Origin of the sequence: Pseudoroseicyclus tamaricis, assembly GCF_012070395.1 — a bacterium.
Classification (GTDB): domain Bacteria; phylum Pseudomonadota; class Alphaproteobacteria; order Rhodobacterales; family Rhodobacteraceae; genus Pseudoroseicyclus_A; species Pseudoroseicyclus_A tamaricis.
Genome location: NZ_JAAFYS010000001.1, coordinates 597561 through 614407 on the forward strand (window position 1 = coordinate 597561; position 16847 = coordinate 614407).

Genomic DNA, 16847 nt, shown 5'->3' on the forward strand with positions numbered 1-16847 from the left:
CCCCGTGCGCCTGCCTCAGGGCCTTCCCCCCTCTTCGGCCACACCTCTCGTCCGCCCCCGGCGCGCCCCCCTCTCAATCGTCCCCCTGTCTTTGGTCCCGAAAATCCCGGGGGTCCGGGGGCTGGCCCCCGGTCCCGCACCCTCCACCCACCCCGGCGCCCGCCTCAGCGCGCTTCCGCCCGCCCTCTGGCCAGCCCATCGCCCCGGCGTTAAGACGCGCGGAGCCTTGAGGAATCGCCCTATGACCGCCCGTCCGCAGCCCGGCCTGATGGAGATCGCCCTCTACCAGGGGGGCGCCAGCGCCATTGCGGGCCATGACGAGGTGCTCAAGCTCTCCTCGAACGAGAACCCGCTCGGCCCTCCGCCCTCGGCTCAGGCGGCCATCGTCGCCGCCGCCGCCCGGGCGCACATCTACCCGCCGACTGATCATGCCGCCCTGCGCGCCGCCATCGCCGAGGTCCATGGCCTCGATCCCGACCGCATCATCTGCGGCGTCGGCTCCGACGAGGTGCTGCAATTTGTCACGCAGGCCTATGCCGGCCCGGGGGATGAGATCATCCACACCGAGCACGGCTTCTCGATGTACCCGATCCTCGCCCACATGGCCGGCGCTACCCCCGTGCGCGTGCTGGAGCGGGAGCGGCGGGTGGACATCTCCAACATCCTCGCCGCCGTCACGCCGCGCACCCGGCTGGTGCTGCTCACCAACCCCGGCAACCCCACCGGCACGCTTCTGCCGGAGGCGGAGCTGGCCGAGCTGGCGGACGCCCTGCCGCAGGACGTCATCCTCGTCCTCGACGCCGCCTATATCGAGTTCTCCGGCGGCCATGACGGCGGCCTCTCCCTCGCCGCAAGCCGCCCGAACGTGCTCGTCACGCGCACCTTCTCCAAGCTCTACGGGCTCGGCGGGCTGCGCATCGGCTGGGGCTACGCGGCGGCGGAGATGATCGACGTGCTCACCCGCATCCGCCAGCCCTTCAACCTCTCCGGCATCCAGCTCGCCGCCGCCGAGGCGGCCGTGCGTGACACCGGCTGGGTAGAGACCTGCCTCTCCCTCAACGCCGACCAGCGCGCCCGTCTCACCGGTGCCCTCCGCCAGCTGGGCCTCTCGGTGGACGACAGCCACGCCAACTTCGTCCTCGCCCGCTTCGCCGGCCCGGAGGAGGCGGCCGCCGCCGACGCCGCCCTGCAGGCCGCCGGCATCATCGTGCGCCGCGTGGCGGGCTACGGCTTCCCCGAGGCCCTGCGCATCACGGTGGGCGACGCGGACGGCACCGGCCGCGTCATCGAGGCGCTGACCTCATGGAGGCAGGCATGAGCGCGCCGATCTACGACAAGGTCGCCCTCATCGGGCTCGGCCTCATCGCCGGCTCCATGGCCCATGCCATGCGCCGCGGCGGCCTCGCCGGCACCATCTCCGGCTTCGCCCGCTCGGCGGAGACGCGCGGCACCGCCCGGGAGATCGGCCTCGTCGACGAGGTGGCCGAGACGGCGGCGGAGGCGGCGGAGGGCGCTGACCTCGTCATCCTCGCCGTGCCCGTCGGCGCCATGGGAGCCGTGGCGGCGGAGATCGCCCCGGTCCTGAAACCCGGCGCCACCGTCTCCGATGTCGGCTCCGTCAAGCAGGCGGTGATCGCCGCCGTCGGCCCGCATATCCCCGACGGCGTGCACTTCGTCCCCGCCCACCCGCTGGCGGGCACCGAGCATTCCGGCCCCCGCGCCGGCTTCGCCGAGCTCTTCGACAACCGCTGGACGATCCTCGTCCCCGAGGGTGCCGACCGCGCCGCGGCGGCGCGGCTGGAGCGGTTCTGGACGGGCCTCGGCGCCAATGTCGAGGAGATGGACGCCGCCCACCACGACCTGGTGCTGGCGGTGACGAGCCACGCGCCGCACCTGATCGCCTACACGATGGTCGGCGTGGCGGACGACCTCTCCCGCGTCACGGACAGCGAGGTCATCAAGTTCTCCGCCGCCGGCTTCCGCGATTTCACGCGGATCGCGGCGAGCGACCCCACGATGTGGCGCGACGTGTTCCTGACGAACAAGGAGGCGACGCTGGAGATCCTCGGCCGCTTCACGGAGGAGCTCTTCGCCCTTCAGCGGGCCATCCGCACCGGCGACGGCGAGCAGCTCTTCGACTACTTCACCCGCACCCGCGCCATCCGCCGCGGCATCATCGATGCCGGGCAGGACACGGCGGCGCCGGACTTCGGCCGCAGCGGGCGCACGGGCGGGCAGAAATGAGAGCCCGCGCGCTCCTCCTCGCGCTCGTGCTGGCCGCCCCGGCCGCCGCGCAGGAGGCCCCCGACGCCGCCCTCCGCCCGCTCCTGCGCCCCGTGCCGGAGGCCCCCGGTCGCCCTGTGGCCCGCGCGCCCGAAGAGGCCGGCCCACCGGCCGATGAGGCCGCTGCCCCGCAAGCGGACCCCGCCGAGCCAGCCACCCGTCCAGAGCCCGACACGGAGGAGGAGCAACCGCCCCTTCAGGCCAACCCCTCCGCGAATCCTGCCACCGACCCGGCCCTCCTCGCCGATGTCCCCGTCCCGGCCCCCGCCCAGCTGGCGGCGGAGATGGAGTTCTACGACGAGCCGGCGGCGGAGGATCTCGCCCACGGCGTCGGCAACGTGGAGCCTGTCCAGCTCCGCCAGACCTTCTTCGCCCCCACCGGGGACCTCGCCCCGCTCCCGGAGCTGACTCCGGAGGCACCCGTCCCCGCCTCCGCCCCGCCTGCAGACGCACCCCTTACCGTCCCGGCGGAAGTCCTCGCCGCCCTCGCCCCTCCGCCCGCCGCCGAGCCGCCGCAGACCCCGGTCCTCGAGGAGCTGGCGGAGGTCATCGCCCCCGGCCTCGAGGAGGTGCCCTTCGGCCCCCGCCGCCGCCCCTCCACCGCCGCGCAGCCCATGGCCTCCGCCCCCGAGCGGCCGCAGCCGCGCCCGGCCTATGCCCTCGCCGCCGTGCCTCTGCCCGACCCGGACATGCCGGCCGAGCTGCCCAACGGCGCCCCGGCCCCCGCGATGCCGGAGCTCTCGCCGCTCGCCGTTGCCCTCGCGTTCCGCCCGCCCGAGCGGCCGGATGAGATCACCCGCGCCGCCATCGAACGCCAGCGCCTGCGCGAGCGCGGCGCCGTCTGCGGCAATGTCGACATTCAGGGCGAGCGACTGGGCAACGTCCCCGGCCCCGGCTCCTGCGGGGTGGAGGATGCCGTCTCCGTCCGCTCCATCGGCGGCATCCGCCTGTCCTATCCCTCGACGATGGATTGCCGCACCGCCGAGGCGCTCAACGCCTGGGTCCAGCGTGTCGCCATCCCCACCTTCTCCGGCACTGGCGGCGGCCTCTCCGGCATCCGCGTCATGGGCGACTACTCCTGCCGCGGCCGCAACGGCGACCCCAGCGCCCGCCTGTCGGAGCATTCCTTCGGCCACGCCATCGACATCGGCGGCTTCACCCTGCGCGACGGCTCCTCCGTCTCGGTGCTGCGCGACTGGGGCGGCGGCTCCTACGGCGCCGCGCTGCGGGCGCTGCACCGCGATGCCTGCGGCATCTTCGGCACCGTCCTCGGCCCCACTGCCAACGCCGCCCACCGCGACCACTTCCACTTCGACACCGCCCGCTACCGCTCCGGCAGCTACTGCCGCTGAACGCGCCGGCTCCCCGTTCATCTGGCCGAAATTACCTCGGGGTGTGGGGCAGAGCCCCACGCAGGCCCGCCTCCCGCGCCTCCCTATCCCATGGACAGCCGCGCCCCCTCGCGCGATGATGCTCCGCCGGAAGGGGAGAGCGAATGCGCAAGTTCCTTGTCATACTCGACGACAGCCGCGAGTGCCTCAACGCCATGCGCTTCGCCGCCATGCGCGCCGCGCACACGGGCGGCGGCGTGACGATTCTCTCGGTGATTCCGCCGGAGGAATTCGCCCACTGGGTCGGCGTGGGGGAGATCATGCGCGCCGAGGCCCGCGAGCGGATCGAGGTGCATTTCGAGGTCTACGCCAAGTGGATGCGCGACAAGCAGCGGGTCGATCCCGAGCTGGTGATCCGCGAGGGGGAGCTGGTGCCGGAGATCGTCGCCCATGTCAGCGAGGATACCGACATCGGCGTCGTCGTCCTCGGCGCCGCGCCCGACAAGAAGGGCCCGGGGCCGCTCATCAGCCAGCTGACCCGCGCCTCCGGCTCGCTGCCGGTGCCGCTGACGATCGTGCCGGGCGGCCTCTCCAAGGAACGGCTGGAAGAGATCACATGAGCCGCCTCGGCCTCGTCGCGCTGGTGGTGCCGGAGTACGACGCCGCGATCCGCCATTATGTCGATGACCTCGGCTTCGAACTGGTCGAGGATATCGACCAGGGCCACAAGCGCTGGGTCGTCGTCCGCCCGCCGGGCGGCGAGACGGGGCTCCTGCTCGCCCGCGCCAGCGGGCCGGAACAGGCGGCGGCGATCGGCAACCAGACGGGCGGGCGAGTGTTTCTCTTCCTCCAGACGGAGACCTTCGACGCCGATCATGCCCGGATGCAGGCCGCCGGCGTCACGTTCATGGAGGACCCGCGGGACGAGCCCTACGGCCGCGTCGCCGTCTTCCGCGACGCCTTCGGCAACCTGTGGGATCTCCTTCAGCTACGCTGAGCCTTCGAGCACCACGAGATTGCCGGAGGGATCGACCAGCCGCACATGCGAGGCGCCCGGCGCCTTCTCCACCTTGCCGGCGCGGATGCCGGCCTCGACGATGCGTTTGCGCTCCGCCGCGACGTCGGCGACCCGCAGCGTCATCTTGCCGGAGCCGGCGCGATCACGATCCTCCAGCAGCTGCAGGCAGCCCTGCCGCTCGTCATGCCATTCCATGACGTTGTACTGCGGGCGTGCGTCCGGCGCGCGGCCGATGAGGGTGGTGTACCACGCCTCTGCCACGTCGAGCCGGGCGATGGCGATATTTGCGAACACGTCCGACGGTCTCATGGCGGGTCCTCCCGAACCACGAATGCCCGAGGGCGCTCAGGAGTTCCCGGAAAAGTTGCGTTGCTGGCGGTTAATAATTGCTTAACGACGAGACGGCGCGAGACCTGCACCCCGGCTCCGCCGCTTTCGCCCGCCGGCCAGCTTAGAATCATTCCAGATCACTTGACCCGAGGGGGGCGAGGGCGCATATCGAGGCCAACCCTCGGAAGGGAGCCGCCCGATGTTCATCCAGACTGAATCCACGCCGAACCCGGCGACACTGAAGTTCCTGCCCGGTCAGGAGGTCATGTCCAGCGGCACGGCCGATTTCGCCAGTGCCGAAGCCGCGCAGGCCTCGCCGCTCGCCAGCTCGATCTTCGGCATCGGCGGTGTCACGGGCGTCTTCTTCGGCAACGACTTCGTCACGGTGACCAAGGCCGAGGGCGTGGAATGGGATCACATCAAACCCGCCATCCTTGGCGCGGTGATGGATCACTTCCAGTCCGGCGCGGCCCTGATCGAGGGCGCGCAGAACCCCGGCGCCGGCCATGCGGCACATGAGGGCGAGGACGGCGAGATCGTCGGCCAGATCAAGGAGCTGCTGGATACGCGCGTGCGCCCGGCGGTGGCCCAGGATGGCGGCGACATCACGTTCCACGGTTTCGAGCGCGGCGTCGTCTACCTGCACATGCAGGGCGCCTGCGCCGGCTGCCCCTCCTCGACGCTGACGCTGAAGATGGGCATCGAGAACCTTCTGCGCCACTACATCCCCGAAGTGACCGAGGTGCGCCCCGTCGCCGTCTGAGGCGGCTCAGGCCGTGCGCGCCCTCGCCTTCGATAGCTCCGGCCCCTATGTCGCCGCCGCGCTTTTCGCGGGCGGAGACAGCCATGTCCGGGTGGAGCCGATGGCGCGGGGGCAGGGCGAGCGGCTGATGCCGCTGCTGGAGGAGCTGCTGGCCGAGGCGGGGGCTGACTGGAGTGACCTGACGGCCCTCGGCGTCGGCACCGGCCCCGGCAACTTCACCGGCATCCGCATCTCCGTCGGCGCCGCGCGCGGGCTCTCCCTCGGCCTCGGCATCCCGGCCTACGGCTACAGCCTCTTCGACCTCTCCCCCGGCGAGACGGCCCTGCCGGCGCCGGCGGGAATGGGCTACCTCGGCAGTCCCGGCTCCGATCCCGCGCTTGTGCCGGCGGCGGAGGTGCCCCCCGGTGCATGGTCCCCGCTCGCCGCCGAGGCACCGGAGGCGCTGGCAGAGGCCCGCGCCGAGCTGGTGACGCGGATGGCGGAGGCGGCGCTGGCGGAGACCTCCGCCCCGGCCCGCCGGCCGACGCCGCTCTACATCCGCCCGCCGGATGCCGCGCCGCCGAAGCTCGTGCCGCCGCCGCGCCTGCCCTGATCTCTCAGACTGCCGTCGCTGCGGGGCTTGACCCGCGGCGCCTTCGTGCCGAACGCTGGGGCGCAGCAGCAGGACCGAGCCGTCTCACCCATGACCGCCGAAGAGATCGCCGAGATCCACCATGCCTCCGCCGGGCCGGAGCGGCCGTGGTCCGCCTCCGAGATCGCGGGGATGCTCGCCAGCCCCGGCGCCTTCGCCCTCTCTCGCCCCGGGGCCTTCCTGCTCGGCCGCGCCATTGCCGGCGAGGCGGAGGTGCTGATGCTCGCCACCCACCCCTCGCACCGCCGGCAGGGCAAGGCCGCGGCGCTGCTCGCCGGCTTCGATGCCGAGGCGCGCCGGCGCGAGGCGACCAGCGCCTTCCTCGAGGTGGCGGAGGACAATGCCCCCGCCCGCGCCCTCTACGAGGCGGCCGGCTACACCCGTGCCGGGCGCCGGCCCGCCTATTATCCGCGCCCCTCCGGCGCCGTTTCTGCCCTCATCCTCATCAAGCCTCTCTGAGCGACGCGGCGACGTCCCCGCCGGGGCCCAAAAACCTGTTGACCACCCCAAGCCCGCGTTGCCTTATCAGGCGACGGTCGGCGCCGCGCGCCGGCTCGTGACTTCGGCCATGCCTCCGAGGAGCGGAGGCGGCCGCAAAAAACGACCTGGGAGATCCTTCAATGACCCACCTGACGAAACTTCTCGGCGCCAGCGCCGCGCTCGCCATTTCCGCCGGCGCCGCGCTCGCCGACCCGGCCATCATCTACGACCTCGGCGGCAAGTTCGACAAATCCTTCAACGAATCCGCCTTCAACGGCGCGACCATGTGGGCGGACGAGACCGGCGGCAGCTTCGCCGAGGTGGAGCTTCAGTCCGACGCGCAGCGCGAGCAGGCCCTGCGCCGCTTCGCCGAGGCGGGCAACAACCCGATCGTCATGGCCGGCTTCTCCTTCGAGACGCCGCTGAACGAGATCGCCCCCGACTACCCGGACACCACATTCGTCATCATCGACGCCGTGGTCGACCAGCCGAACGTGCGCTCGGTGATCTTCAACGAGCATGAAGGCTCCTACCTCGTCGGCGTGCTCGCCGCGATGGCCTCCGAGACCGACACCGTCGGCTTCGTCGGCGGCATGGACATCCCGCTCATCCGCAAGTTCGCCTGCGGCTACGCGCAGGGCGTCATGGCCACGAACCCCGACGCCACCGTCGTCGCCAACATGATCGGCACCACGCCGGAAGCGTGGAACGACCCGGCCAAGGCCTCCGAGCTGACGCTGGCCCAGATCAGCCAGGATGCCGACGTCGTCTACGCCGCGGCCGGTGGCTCCGGCCTCGGCGTGCTGCAGACCGCCGCCGACGAGGACATCTACGGCATCGGCGTCGACAGCAACCAGAACTACCTGCACCCCGGCCAGGTCCTGACCTCCATGGTCAAGCAGGTCGACACGGCCGTCTACAACGCCTTCTCCCAGGGCGAGGACCTCGAGACCGGCCTGATGGTCATGGGCATCGAGAACGAGGGTGTCGGCTACGCGATGGACGACAACAACGCCGATCTCATCTCCGAGGAGATGATGACGGCGGTGGACGAGGCCGCGGCCGCCATCAACGCCGGCGACATCATGGTGCACGACTACACCTCCGACGAATCCTGCCCCGCGATCGACTTCTGATCTCGCGGCAGCATTGACAAGCGGGCCGCGCCGGGCGACTGGCGCGGCCCGACAGCAAAGGGGGCAGGGGGCATGGCTGATCCGGTAGCCGCGATCGAGCTGAAGGGCATCTCCAAGGCCTTCGGCCCGGTGCAGGCCAACAAGGACATCTCCATTCGCGTGATGCCCGGCACGATCCACGGCATCATCGGGGAGAACGGCGCGGGCAAGTCCACGCTGATGTCCATCCTCTACGGCTTCTACAAGGCCGATGAGGGCGAGATCTTCATCAACGGCAAGCGCACCGAGATCCCCGACAGCCAGGCCGCCATCGGCGCCGGCATCGGCATGGTCTTCCAGCATTTCAAGCTGGTGGAGAACTTCACGGTGCTCGAGAACATCGTCCTCGGCGCCGAGGACAGCGCCATGCTGCGCCCCTCCCTCGCCCGCGCCCGGCGCGAGCTGAAGGCGCTGGCGGACGAGTACGAGCTCTCCGTCGATCCCGACGCGGTGATCCAGGAGATCGGCGTCGGCATGCAGCAGCGGGTGGAGATCCTCAAAGCGCTCTACCGCGGCTGCGACATCCTCATCCTCGACGAGCCCACCGGCGTGCTGACGCCGGCGGAGGCCGACCAGCTGTTCCGCATCCTGAACAGGCTGAAGGACGAGGGGAAGACGATCATCCTCATCACCCACAAGCTGCGCGAGATCATGGACATCACCGAGCGGGTCAGCGTCATGCGCCGCGGCGAGATGGTGGCCACGGTCTCGACGGCGGAGACCTCGCCCCCCGAGCTGGCGGAGCTGATGGTCGGCCGCAAGGTGCTGCTGCGGGTGGAGAAGAAGCCCGCCAAGCTCGGCGACAAGACGCTGGAGGTCCGCGGCCTGCGCGTGGTGGACGATCAGGGCGTCGAGCGGCTGCGCGGCATCGACTTCGACATCCGCGCCGGCGAGATCCTCGGCCTCGCCGGGGTCGCCGGCAACGGCCAGTCGGAGCTGCTGGAAGTGCTCGGCGGCTACCGCATCGCCACCGGCGAGGTGCTCCTCAACGGCAAGCCCATCGACCTGACAGGCAGCCGCTCCGACGGCCAGTCGCGCCGCGCCCGCGGCATCGCCCACGTGCCGGAGGATCGGCAGGCCGAGGGCCTGATCATGGATTACACGGCGTGGGAGAACACGGCCTTCGGCTATCACCACGACCACAAGTATCAGGCCAACGCGCTCTTCATGAAGAACGCCGCGATCCGCGCCGATTGCGAGGCCAAGATGAAGAAGTTCGACGTCCGCCCGCCGGACCCGATGCTGCTGGCGAAGAACTTCTCCGGCGGCAACCAGCAGAAGATCGTCGTCGCCCGCGAAATCGAGCGTGACCCCGACCTGCTGCTCGTCGGCCAGCCGACGCGGGGCGTCGACATCGGCGCCATCGAGTTCATCCACCAGCAGATCGTCGCCCTGCGCGACCGGGGCAAGGCGATCCTCCTCGTCTCGGTGGAGCTCGACGAGATCATGTCGCTCTCCGACCGCATCGCGGTGATGTTCGACGGCAAGATCATGGGCGAGCGCAAGCCGGGCGAGACCGACGCGCGGGAGCTGGGCCTGCTGATGGCCGGCATCACCGACACCACGCTCCCGCATTCCGCCGCCGAGGTGGAGGCGCAGCTGGCCGAGCGGCATGGCGCCGCGGGGAAAGAAGTCTGATGGAGGCCGCCCGATGAACCGCATGCCCACATGGGCCGATGTCATCCTGGTGCCGCTGGTCTCGCTGCTGCTGGCGGCGTTCTTCTCGGCCATTGTCCTCCTCGCCATCGGCGAGAACCCGTGGGAGGCGCTCAAGCTGATGGTGGAGGGCTCCGTCGGCTCGACCTACGCCTGGGGCTACACGCTCTACTACGCGACCAACTTCATCTTCACCGGCCTCGCCGTGGCGGTGGCCAACCACGCCAAGCTGTTCAACATCGGCGCCGAGGGGCAGGCGCAGCTCGGCGGCCTCGGCGTGGCGCTCGTCTGCCTCTTCCTGCCCTTCCCGCACTGGAGCATCGCGCTGATCGTCGCCATCTGCGCCGGCGCGCTCTTCGGCGCAGCCTGGGCGGCGATCCCGGCCTTCCTGCAAGCCAAGCGCGGCAGCCACATCGTGATCACCACGATCATGTTCAACTTCATCGCCAACGCGCTGCTCGTCTACCTGCTGGTGAACGTCCTCAAGCCCTCCGGCACGATGGAACCTGCGACGGCGAGCTTCCCCGACGCGGCACACCTGCCGAGCTTCAACGCGATGTTCTCCAGCGAGGAGACGGTCCGCTTCCGCGGCGCGCCCGCGAACGTCTCCTTCTTCGTCGCCGTGGCCGCCTGCATCGGCGTCTGGGCGCTGATCTGGCGCACGCGCCTCGGCTACCAGCTGCGCGCCTTCGGCCATTCGGAGAGCGCCGCCCGCTACGCCGGCATCAGCCCGACGAAGATCATCATGGTCGCCATGCTCATCTCCGGCGGCCTCGCCGGCTGCATGGCCATCAACAACGTCATGGGCGAGGCGGAGCGGCTGGTGCTGAACTCCGTCGAGGGGGCGGGCTTCATCGGCATCGCCGTGGCCCTCATGGGCCGCTCGCACCCCTTCGGCGTCTTCCTTGCCGCGCTGCTCTTCGGCTTCCTCTACCAGGGCGGGGCGGAGCTGGCGCTCTGGGCCTCGATCCCCCGCGAGATGATCGTGGTCATCCAGGCGCTGGTGATCCTCTTCACCGGGGCGCTCGACAACATGGTCCGCGCGCCGATCGAGCGGATCTTCAACCGCGTCGGCCGCCCGCCGAAGCCCGAGCGCAAGCTGGAGCCGGCGGAATGACAGACCTTCTCGCACATCTGCCGCTCTTCGCCGCCGCCTATGCCATCCTCGTCGTCGCCGCGGCCTCGCCCGGCCCGGCGGTGGCGCTGCTCCTCGGCATCTCGCTGGGGCAGGGGCGCCGCTCGGCGCTTGTGACGGCCGCGGGCATCGCCACCGGCAGCGTGGTGATCAACGTCGCCACGATGATCGGCGTCGGCCTGCTGCTCAGCCAGATGGCCTGGGCGATGACGCTTCTGCGCTACCTCGGCGCGGCTTACCTCGCCTGGTTGGCTTACGGCGCCTTCCGCAAGGCCACGAAGGCCGGCGGCGTGCCGCAGGCGGCCCCGCAGCCGACGCGGCGCGGAACGCAGCTCTTCCTCACCGGGTTCGGCCTGCAGGTGACCAACCCCAAGGCCATCGTCTTCTGGCTGGCCATCGCCGCCGTCGGCGCCACCGCCGGCGCCGGCCCCCTGACCGTCGGCGCCTTCGTCGCCGGGGCCTTCGCGATCTCCTTCGTCATCCACGGCGCCTGGGCGCTGGCGCTGTCGTCCAACCCGGTGCGCGAGGTCTATGCCCGTGCCCGGCGGCGGGTGGAGGCGGCGCTGGGGGCCTTCTTCGCCTTCGCCGCGATCAAGATGGCCATGGCCCGGAGCTGAACGCATGGATCTTCTGACACTTCTGCAGGTTCTCGACGCGACGGTTCGCCTCGCCACGCCGCTGCTGCTGGCCTGTCTTGCCGGGCTCTTCTCCGAGCGGGCGGGGATCTTCGACATCGGGCTGGAGGGCAAGATGCTCGGCGGGGCCTTCCTCTCCGCCGCCATCGCCGCCGTCACCGGCTCCGTCTGGCTGGGGCTGGGGGCGGGGATCGTCGCCGCGCTGCTGCTCTCGGCGATCCACGGGCTCGCCTCGATCACCTTCCGCGGCAACCAGCTGATCTCCGGCGTTGCCATCAACTTCTTCGCGCAGGGCCTGACGGTGGTCATCGCCCAGTCGTGGTTCGGGCAGGGCGGGCGCACCCCGCAGCTCGGCGACGGCTCGCGCTTCGCCGGCCTCACCCTGCCCGGCGCCGAGGCGCTGCGCGACGTGCCCATCCTCGGCCCGATCTATTACGAGCTGATCTCCGGCCACACGATCCTCGTCTACATCGCCTTCCTCATCGTCCCGCTCACCTGGTGGGTCCTCTACCGCACGCGCTACGGCCTGCGCCTCCGCGCGGTGGGGGAGAACCCGGCGGCGGTCGACACGGCGGGCGTCTCCGTCCGCGGCCTGCGCTACTCCGCCATCGTCATCTGCGGCGTCCTCACCGGCATCGCCGGCGCCCAGCTCGCCACGGCGGAGCCTGCGGCCGGCTTCATCAAGGACATGACGGCGGGTCGGGGCTACATCGCCCTCGCGGCGCTGATCTTCGCCAAGTGGCGCCCGTGGTACGCGCTCTTCGCCTGCCTGCTCTTCGGCTTCCTGCAGGCGCTGGAGCTGCGGCCGGACCTCATCCAGGCGGTCATCGGCCTGCGCGTGCAGGGCCAACTGCTCTCGGCGCTGCCCTACATCATGACGGTGGTGATCCTCGCCGGCTTCGTCGGCAAGGCCATCCCGCCGCGCGCGGGCGGCGAGCCCTACGTGAAGGAGCGCTGAGCGGCCCCGCCGCCAGCGCTTCCCCTGCAACCCATTCGCTCCGCCGCGCCCGGGCGCGGCCCCAGTCCAGACGACCGAGGCGCCCCATGAACCTCCCCCATCCCGCCCTCTCCCCCAAGGCCAAGGAACTGGCCGCCCTCATCCGCCGCCGGGTCGGCGGGCGGGAGGGGGTGCGCCTGGGGCTGGTGCTCGGCTCCGGCCTCGGCCACCTGAAGGACGCGGTGGAGGGCACGTCGATCCCCTACGGCGACCTGCCCGGCTTCCCCCATGCCGGCGTCTCCGGCCATGCCGGCGAGCTGCGCGTGGGTGAGCTGGAGGGGGTGCGCGTCGCCGTCCTCGGCGGCCGGGCGCATTATTACGAGAGCGGCGATCCCGCGGCCATGCGCCTGCCGCTGGAGGTGCTGACGGCCCTCGGCGCCAAGGCCCTCGTCCTCACCAACGCCGCCGGCTCGCTGCGCCCCGACATGCCGACGGGCTCGATCATGGCGATCGACGATCACATCAACTTCTCTGGCCTCAACCCGCTGATCGGCGAGCCGTCGGATGCCCGCTTCGTGCCGATGACCAAGGCCTACGACCCCGGCCTGCGCTCGGCCCTCTTCTCCGCCGCCCAGGCGACGGCGACGGAGATGCACCGCGGCGTCTACGCCTGGTATTCGGGCCCCACCTTCGAGACGCCGGCCGAGATCCGCGCCATCCGGACGCTGGGGGCGGATGCCGTCGGCATGTCGACGGTGCCGGAGGTGATCCTCGCCCGCTTCTTCGGCCTGAAGGTCGCCGCCATCTCGACGATCACCAACATGGCCGCCGGCATGAGCGACGAGGCCATCAGCCACGAGCACACCAAGGCCATGGCCCCCCTCGGCGCCGCCAAGCTGGAGAAGGTCCTCCGCGCCGCCCTCCCCAACCTAGGCTGACCCGTCCGCGTCCGCGCCCGCCCACTCTCTCTCGCTGCGCCTCCCCCACGGCCGAGCGCCGCCCGACCACCCCCTGTCTTTGGTCCCAAAAATCCCCGGGGTGCCGTGGGCGGGCCCGTGGTCCCATCCACCTCAAACCGCGCGCCGCCCCACCCGTCGCCGCCGCTCCCCATCCTCCCCCTGTTTCATCTGGCCAAAAATACCGCGGGGGTCCGGGGGCTGGCCCCCGGTCCCTCCCTCTCAACCCGTGCGCCGCCTCACCCGTCGCCGCCGCTCCCCATCCTCCCCGTGGTTCATCTGGCCGAAAATACCGCGGGGGTCCCGGGGGCTGGCCCCCGGTCCCACCCTCACAACCCGCGCGCCGGCCCATCCGTCGCCGCCGGTCCCCATCCTCCCCTAGCTCATCTGGCCCCAAATACCTCGGGGGGGTCCGGGGGGCTGGCCCCCCGGTCCCTCGGCCAGCCCGGCAGCGCGCCGCCCGCCCCGCCGCCCTCTTCCCGCCGCCTTTCTGACCCACGCTGTCACCTCCGTGCCGCCGGGTCCCTTCCCTTCCGCATTCGGCTCTGGCAAGCGGCCGGGGATGGTGGTTCGCTAAAGGGTGGGCACCCTGCGGTGGCCGGCCCTGTGGCGGCCCTCCCGTGCGTGCCCCCCGGTGCGATGGCCGTCCCGTGGCCCTTTGTGAGGTGGAATGACGATCTACCTGCCGATAGCCGAGGTCTCCGTCTCCGCCTTCCTCATATTGGGGATCGGGGCGCTGGTCGGCATGCTGTCGGGGCTCTTCGGCGTCGGCGGGGGGTTCCTGATCACGCCGCTGCTCTTCTTTGTCGGCATCCCGCCGGCGGTGGCGGTGGCGACTTCGGCCAACCAGATCGTCGCCTCCTCCGTCTCCGCGCTGCTGGCGCATCTGCGGCGGCGCAATGTCGATCTCGTCATGGGCTCGGTGCTGCTGGTGGGGGGGCTCGCCGGCTCCGCCCTGGGGGTCGTCGGCTTCAACATCCTGCGGCGGCTGGGGCAGGTCGATCTGGCGGTGTCGCTCTGCTACGTCGTCTTCCTCGGCATCGTCGGCGGCATGATGCTGGCGGAGAGCGTGCGCGCCCTGATGCGCCAGCGGGCCGGCGCGGTGCCGAAGCGGCGGCGGCACAACTGGGTGCATGCGCTGCCGTTCAAGATGAAGTTCCGCGTCTCGGGGCTCTACATCTCCGTCATCCCGCCCCTGATGGTCGGCCTCCTCGTCGGCGTTCTGGCGGCGATCATGGGGGTGGGCGGCGGCTTCATCATGGTGCCGGCGATGATCTACCTGCTCGGCATGCCGACCAAGGTGGTCATCGGCACCTCGCTCTTCCAGATCCTCTTCGTCACCGCCTTCACCACCATGCTGCACGCGGTGACGTCGCAGAGCGTCGATCTCGTGCTCGCCCTGCTGCTCATCGTCGGCGGGGTGATCGGGGCGCAGGTCGGCACCCGGGTCGGCGCGCGGATGAAGGCCGAGCAGCTGCGCATCCTCCTGGCGCTGCTCGTCCTCGCCGTCTGCCTGCAGCTGGGGCTGGAGCTGGTGCTGCGCCCCTCCGACCTCTACTCGATCGAGGCGACCCGGTGATCCGCCTCGCCCGCCTCCTGCCGCTCCTCCTCGCGCTCGCCGCCCCCGTGGCGGCGCAGGAGCGGCTGGTGCTCGGCCTCAGCCAGGAGGAGGTGGCGATCACCGCCACCTTCGACGGCGACGACTTGCTGCTCTTCGGCGCCATCGCCCGCAATGCCCCGCCGCCGGACGAGCCGGCGCAGGTGGCCGTCACCATCTCCGGCCCGGTGCGGCCCGTCACCGTCCGCCACATGGAGCGGCGCTTCGGCATCTGGATGAACACCCAGCACGTGGAGATCGACGCCGCCCCCAGCTACTACGCCGTCGCCACCTCCGCCCCGCTGGAGGAGGTGCTGACCCACACCGAGGACATGCGCCACTCGGTGACGCTGCCCTACGCCATCCGCTCCGTCGGCAACCAGGTGCTGAACTCCGCCGACTACTCCGAGGCGCTGATGCGCCTGCGCGGCCGGCAGGGCTTCTACCGGCTGATGGAGGGGGAGGTGGACCTGCAGCAATCCACGCTCTTCCGTGTCCGCCTGACGCTGCCGGCGAACCTGACGGAGGGTCTCTACGAGGCGCGCATCCTGCTCACCCGCGAGGGGCAGGTGATCGACGAGCTGACGACGCAGATCCCCGTCTTCAAGGTCGGGCTGGAGCGGTGGCTCTACAACCTCGCGCACAACCTGCCTTTCCTCTACGGCCTGCTCGCCCTGAGCCTCGCTGCCGGCGCCGGCTGGGCCGCTTCCGCCGCCTTCGCGCTCCTGCGCCGCTGACCACCGCCGCCCCGCCTCGGTCACGCCCCCGCCATTTCTGGGGGGACGGAAGGCGTGGGTGGAGCGGCAGCCAAGGTTGACGCTAGGATCCGTGCGTTAGTGAACTGTTAATCATTAGTCAGGATTGTCTCATGTGGAACGACTGGATCATCGACGTTCTCTCTGACCTGGGCGCCCATGCCCGGTCCAACAATCTCCCGGCCACCGCCGAGGCGCTGCGGGAGGCGGCGCTCGTCGCTGCCATCGAGACGACGTCGATGTCCGGTCGGCCGCCAAAGGGAGGGCCACATGAGTCTGACGACGTTTCTGGAGGAGCTGGAGGCCGCTACAGGGCTTGACCGGATGCAGGAGCTGATCCTGGCGCTGAGGGATCACTACAACGTCGACCACGCCATTTATCACTGGGTCTCGCCCGACGGGCAGCAATACGGCTGCGGCTCCTACGACCGCGCCTGGGCGGACCGTTACTTCGAGCGCGATTACATCCGAATCGACCCGGTCATCATCGGCTGCTTCCAGCGCTTCCACCCGGTGGACTGGACACGCCTCGACTGGTCGGGCCGGGCCGCCCGCGCCTTCCGTGCCGACGCGCTGCGCCACGGGGTCGGCCGGCAGGGCTACTCGGTGCCCATCCGCGGGCCGAACGGGCAATACGCGGTCTTCACCATCTCCGACAACCGGGACGACGCCGAGTGGCGGGCGCTGACGGCGGAGAACCGGCGGGAGTGGATCCTGCTGGCCCATTGCTTCAACCAGAAGGCGCTGGACCTGGAGGGTGGCCGCGCGCCGGAGCCTGTCCGCGGCCTCTCCCCCCGCGAGGTCGAGGCGCTGACCTTCCTCGCCATGGGCTATGCCCGGGCGCAGGTGGCGGACATGCTGTCGATCTCCGAGCACACGCTGCGCGCCTATATCGAGAGCGCGCGCTTCAAGCTCTCCGCCATCAACACCGTCCACGCCGTCGCCCGCGCCATCGCCGAGGGGCTCATCGTCACCTCTGGCGCCGCCCGGGATGCCCCCGGGTCCTGGGCGGGGCGGCAGCTGGGCGTGCAACAGGCGGCCTCTGGCTAGACGGCGGCCGCCGGGCCACGATTTCCGCGCGGAAATCGTCACGGAAATCGCGCGATTTCCGTTCGCCCCGGTCCGCCCGCGCGCCCACGCCGCCCCGTCCGCCTACCGCAGCCCC

Annotated in this window: 18 protein-coding genes; 17 read left to right on the top strand and 1 reads right to left on the bottom strand. The window is 71.0% G+C overall.

The window, feature by feature from the left end; translation table 11 throughout:
- Positions 1-241 precede the first annotated feature (241 nt).
- The 5 genes from hisC to GY170_RS02760 all read left to right on the top strand — a co-directional run bounded on the left by hisC (position 242) and on the right by GY170_RS02760 (position 4611).
- Positions 242-1318, top strand: a complete 1077-nt coding sequence (gene hisC / locus GY170_RS02740; protein ID WP_163889740.1) for a histidinol-phosphate transaminase — start codon at positions 242-244, stop codon at positions 1316-1318.
- A complete protein-coding gene (locus GY170_RS02745; RefSeq protein ID WP_163889742.1) occupies positions 1315-2244 on the top strand; it encodes a prephenate/arogenate dehydrogenase family protein in 930 nt (309 codons plus the stop codon). The genes hisC and GY170_RS02745 overlap by 4 nt, the downstream gene beginning before the upstream one ends.
- Positions 2241-3635: an extensin-like domain-containing protein gene (locus tag GY170_RS02750; protein WP_163889744.1), complete on the top strand. Its 1395-nt coding sequence runs from the start codon at positions 2241-2243 to the stop codon at positions 3633-3635. Before GY170_RS02745 ends, GY170_RS02750 begins: the two co-directional genes overlap by 4 nt.
- A gap of 143 nt (positions 3636-3778) precedes the next feature.
- Positions 3779-4234, top strand: coding sequence for a universal stress protein (locus GY170_RS02755; protein ID WP_163889746.1), 456 nt, complete (start codon positions 3779-3781; stop codon positions 4232-4234).
- Positions 4231-4611 carry a VOC family protein gene (locus GY170_RS02760; RefSeq protein WP_163889748.1) on the top strand — a complete coding sequence of 127 codons (381 nt, stop codon included), beginning with the start codon at positions 4231-4233 and terminating at the stop codon, positions 4609-4611. The genes GY170_RS02755 and GY170_RS02760 overlap by 4 nt, the downstream gene beginning before the upstream one ends.
- Here GY170_RS02760 and GY170_RS02765 read toward each other — a convergent pair.
- Complete coding sequence (locus GY170_RS02765; RefSeq protein WP_163889750.1) at positions 4603-4941, bottom strand: VOC family protein; 339 nt, start codon at positions 4939-4941, stop codon at positions 4603-4605. The two genes, GY170_RS02760 and GY170_RS02765, sit on opposite strands and share 9 nt — an antisense overlap.
- Positions 4942-5161: 220 nt before the next feature.
- On the opposite strand from GY170_RS02765, the gene GY170_RS02770 reads away from it, so the two are divergent.
- From GY170_RS02770 to GY170_RS02825, 12 genes are all read left to right on the top strand, one after another.
- Entirely contained in the window at positions 5162-5725 is a 564-nt protein-coding gene (locus GY170_RS02770) for a NifU family protein (protein ID WP_163889752.1), read from the top strand.
- Positions 5726-5738: 13 nt separating this feature from the next.
- Complete coding sequence (tsaB, locus tag GY170_RS02775; RefSeq protein WP_163889754.1) at positions 5739-6317, top strand: tRNA (adenosine(37)-N6)-threonylcarbamoyltransferase complex dimerization subunit type 1 TsaB; 579 nt, start codon at positions 5739-5741, stop codon at positions 6315-6317.
- A gap of 90 nt (positions 6318-6407) precedes the next feature.
- Positions 6408-6815, top strand: coding sequence for a GNAT family N-acetyltransferase (locus GY170_RS02780; RefSeq protein WP_163889756.1), 408 nt, complete (start codon positions 6408-6410; stop codon positions 6813-6815).
- 161 nt (positions 6816-6976) lie between these two features.
- Complete coding sequence (locus GY170_RS02785) at positions 6977-7972, top strand: BMP family lipoprotein (protein ID WP_163889758.1); 996 nt, start codon at positions 6977-6979, stop codon at positions 7970-7972.
- A 72-nt stretch (positions 7973-8044) separates the two neighbouring features.
- Positions 8045-9649 carry an ABC transporter ATP-binding protein gene (locus GY170_RS02790; RefSeq protein WP_163889760.1) on the top strand — a complete coding sequence of 535 codons (1605 nt, stop codon included), beginning with the start codon at positions 8045-8047 and terminating at the stop codon, positions 9647-9649.
- A gap of 13 nt (positions 9650-9662) precedes the next feature.
- Positions 9663-10784 (top strand): ABC transporter permease, encoded by a 1122-nt coding sequence (locus GY170_RS02795; RefSeq protein WP_163889762.1) that lies wholly within the window; start codon positions 9663-9665, stop codon positions 10782-10784.
- Complete coding sequence (locus GY170_RS02800) at positions 10781-11419, top strand: LysE family translocator (RefSeq protein WP_163889764.1); 639 nt, start codon at positions 10781-10783, stop codon at positions 11417-11419. Before GY170_RS02795 ends, GY170_RS02800 begins: the two co-directional genes overlap by 4 nt.
- 4 nt (positions 11420-11423) lie before the next feature.
- Positions 11424-12395: an ABC transporter permease gene (locus GY170_RS02805; RefSeq protein ID WP_163889765.1), complete on the top strand. Its 972-nt coding sequence runs from the start codon at positions 11424-11426 to the stop codon at positions 12393-12395.
- 86 nt (positions 12396-12481) lie between these two features.
- Positions 12482-13312, top strand: a complete 831-nt coding sequence (locus GY170_RS02810; protein WP_163889767.1) for a purine-nucleoside phosphorylase — start codon at positions 12482-12484, stop codon at positions 13310-13312.
- A 688-nt stretch (positions 13313-14000) separates the two neighbouring features.
- Entirely contained in the window at positions 14001-14909 is a 909-nt protein-coding gene (locus GY170_RS02815; RefSeq protein ID WP_163889769.1) for a sulfite exporter TauE/SafE family protein, read from the top strand.
- Positions 14906-15664 (top strand): TIGR02186 family protein, encoded by a 759-nt coding sequence (locus GY170_RS02820; protein WP_235937780.1) that lies wholly within the window; start codon positions 14906-14908, stop codon positions 15662-15664. The genes GY170_RS02815 and GY170_RS02820 overlap by 4 nt, the downstream gene beginning before the upstream one ends.
- 288 nt (positions 15665-15952) lie before the next feature.
- Positions 15953-16732 carry a helix-turn-helix transcriptional regulator gene (locus GY170_RS02825; RefSeq protein WP_163889771.1) on the top strand — a complete coding sequence of 260 codons (780 nt, stop codon included), beginning with the start codon at positions 15953-15955 and terminating at the stop codon, positions 16730-16732.
- Positions 16733-16847: the final 115 nt, after the last annotated feature.

What these genes read in the sequence shown, in the direction of transcription:
- GY170_RS02795 (WP_163889762.1), top strand. Translation starts at nt 9,663, where the DNA reads ATGAACCGCATGCCCACATGGGCCGATGTCATCCTGGTGCCGCTGGTC.
- GY170_RS02810 (WP_163889767.1), top strand. Translation starts at nt 12,482, where the DNA reads ATGAACCTCCCCCATCCCGCCCTCTCCCCCAAGGCCAAGGAACTGGCC.
- GY170_RS02770 (WP_163889752.1), top strand. Translation starts at nt 5,162, where the DNA reads ATGTTCATCCAGACTGAATCCACGCCGAACCCGGCGACACTGAAGTTC.
- GY170_RS02785 (WP_163889758.1), top strand. Translation starts at nt 6,977, where the DNA reads ATGACCCACCTGACGAAACTTCTCGGCGCCAGCGCCGCGCTCGCCATT.
- GY170_RS02755 (WP_163889746.1), top strand. Translation starts at nt 3,779, where the DNA reads ATGCGCAAGTTCCTTGTCATACTCGACGACAGCCGCGAGTGCCTCAAC.
- GY170_RS02750 (WP_163889744.1), top strand. Translation starts at nt 2,241, where the DNA reads ATGAGAGCCCGCGCGCTCCTCCTCGCGCTCGTGCTGGCCGCCCCGGCC.
- GY170_RS02765 (WP_163889750.1), bottom strand. Translation starts at nt 4,941, where the DNA reads ATGAGACCGTCGGACGTGTTCGCAAATATCGCCATCGCCCGGCTCGAC.
- GY170_RS02800 (WP_163889764.1), top strand. Translation starts at nt 10,781, where the DNA reads ATGACAGACCTTCTCGCACATCTGCCGCTCTTCGCCGCCGCCTATGCC.
- hisC (WP_163889740.1), top strand. Translation starts at nt 242, where the DNA reads ATGACCGCCCGTCCGCAGCCCGGCCTGATGGAGATCGCCCTCTACCAG.
- GY170_RS02825 (WP_163889771.1), top strand. Translation starts at nt 15,953, where the DNA reads ATGAGTCTGACGACGTTTCTGGAGGAGCTGGAGGCCGCTACAGGGCTT.
- GY170_RS02745 (WP_163889742.1), top strand. Translation starts at nt 1,315, where the DNA reads ATGAGCGCGCCGATCTACGACAAGGTCGCCCTCATCGGGCTCGGCCTC.
- GY170_RS02790 (WP_163889760.1), top strand. Translation starts at nt 8,045, where the DNA reads ATGGCTGATCCGGTAGCCGCGATCGAGCTGAAGGGCATCTCCAAGGCC.
- GY170_RS02805 (WP_163889765.1), top strand. Translation starts at nt 11,424, where the DNA reads ATGGATCTTCTGACACTTCTGCAGGTTCTCGACGCGACGGTTCGCCTC.
- GY170_RS02760 (WP_163889748.1), top strand. Translation starts at nt 4,231, where the DNA reads ATGAGCCGCCTCGGCCTCGTCGCGCTGGTGGTGCCGGAGTACGACGCC.
- GY170_RS02780 (WP_163889756.1), top strand. Translation starts at nt 6,408, where the DNA reads ATGACCGCCGAAGAGATCGCCGAGATCCACCATGCCTCCGCCGGGCCG.
- GY170_RS02815 (WP_163889769.1), top strand. Translation starts at nt 14,001, where the DNA reads ATGACGATCTACCTGCCGATAGCCGAGGTCTCCGTCTCCGCCTTCCTC.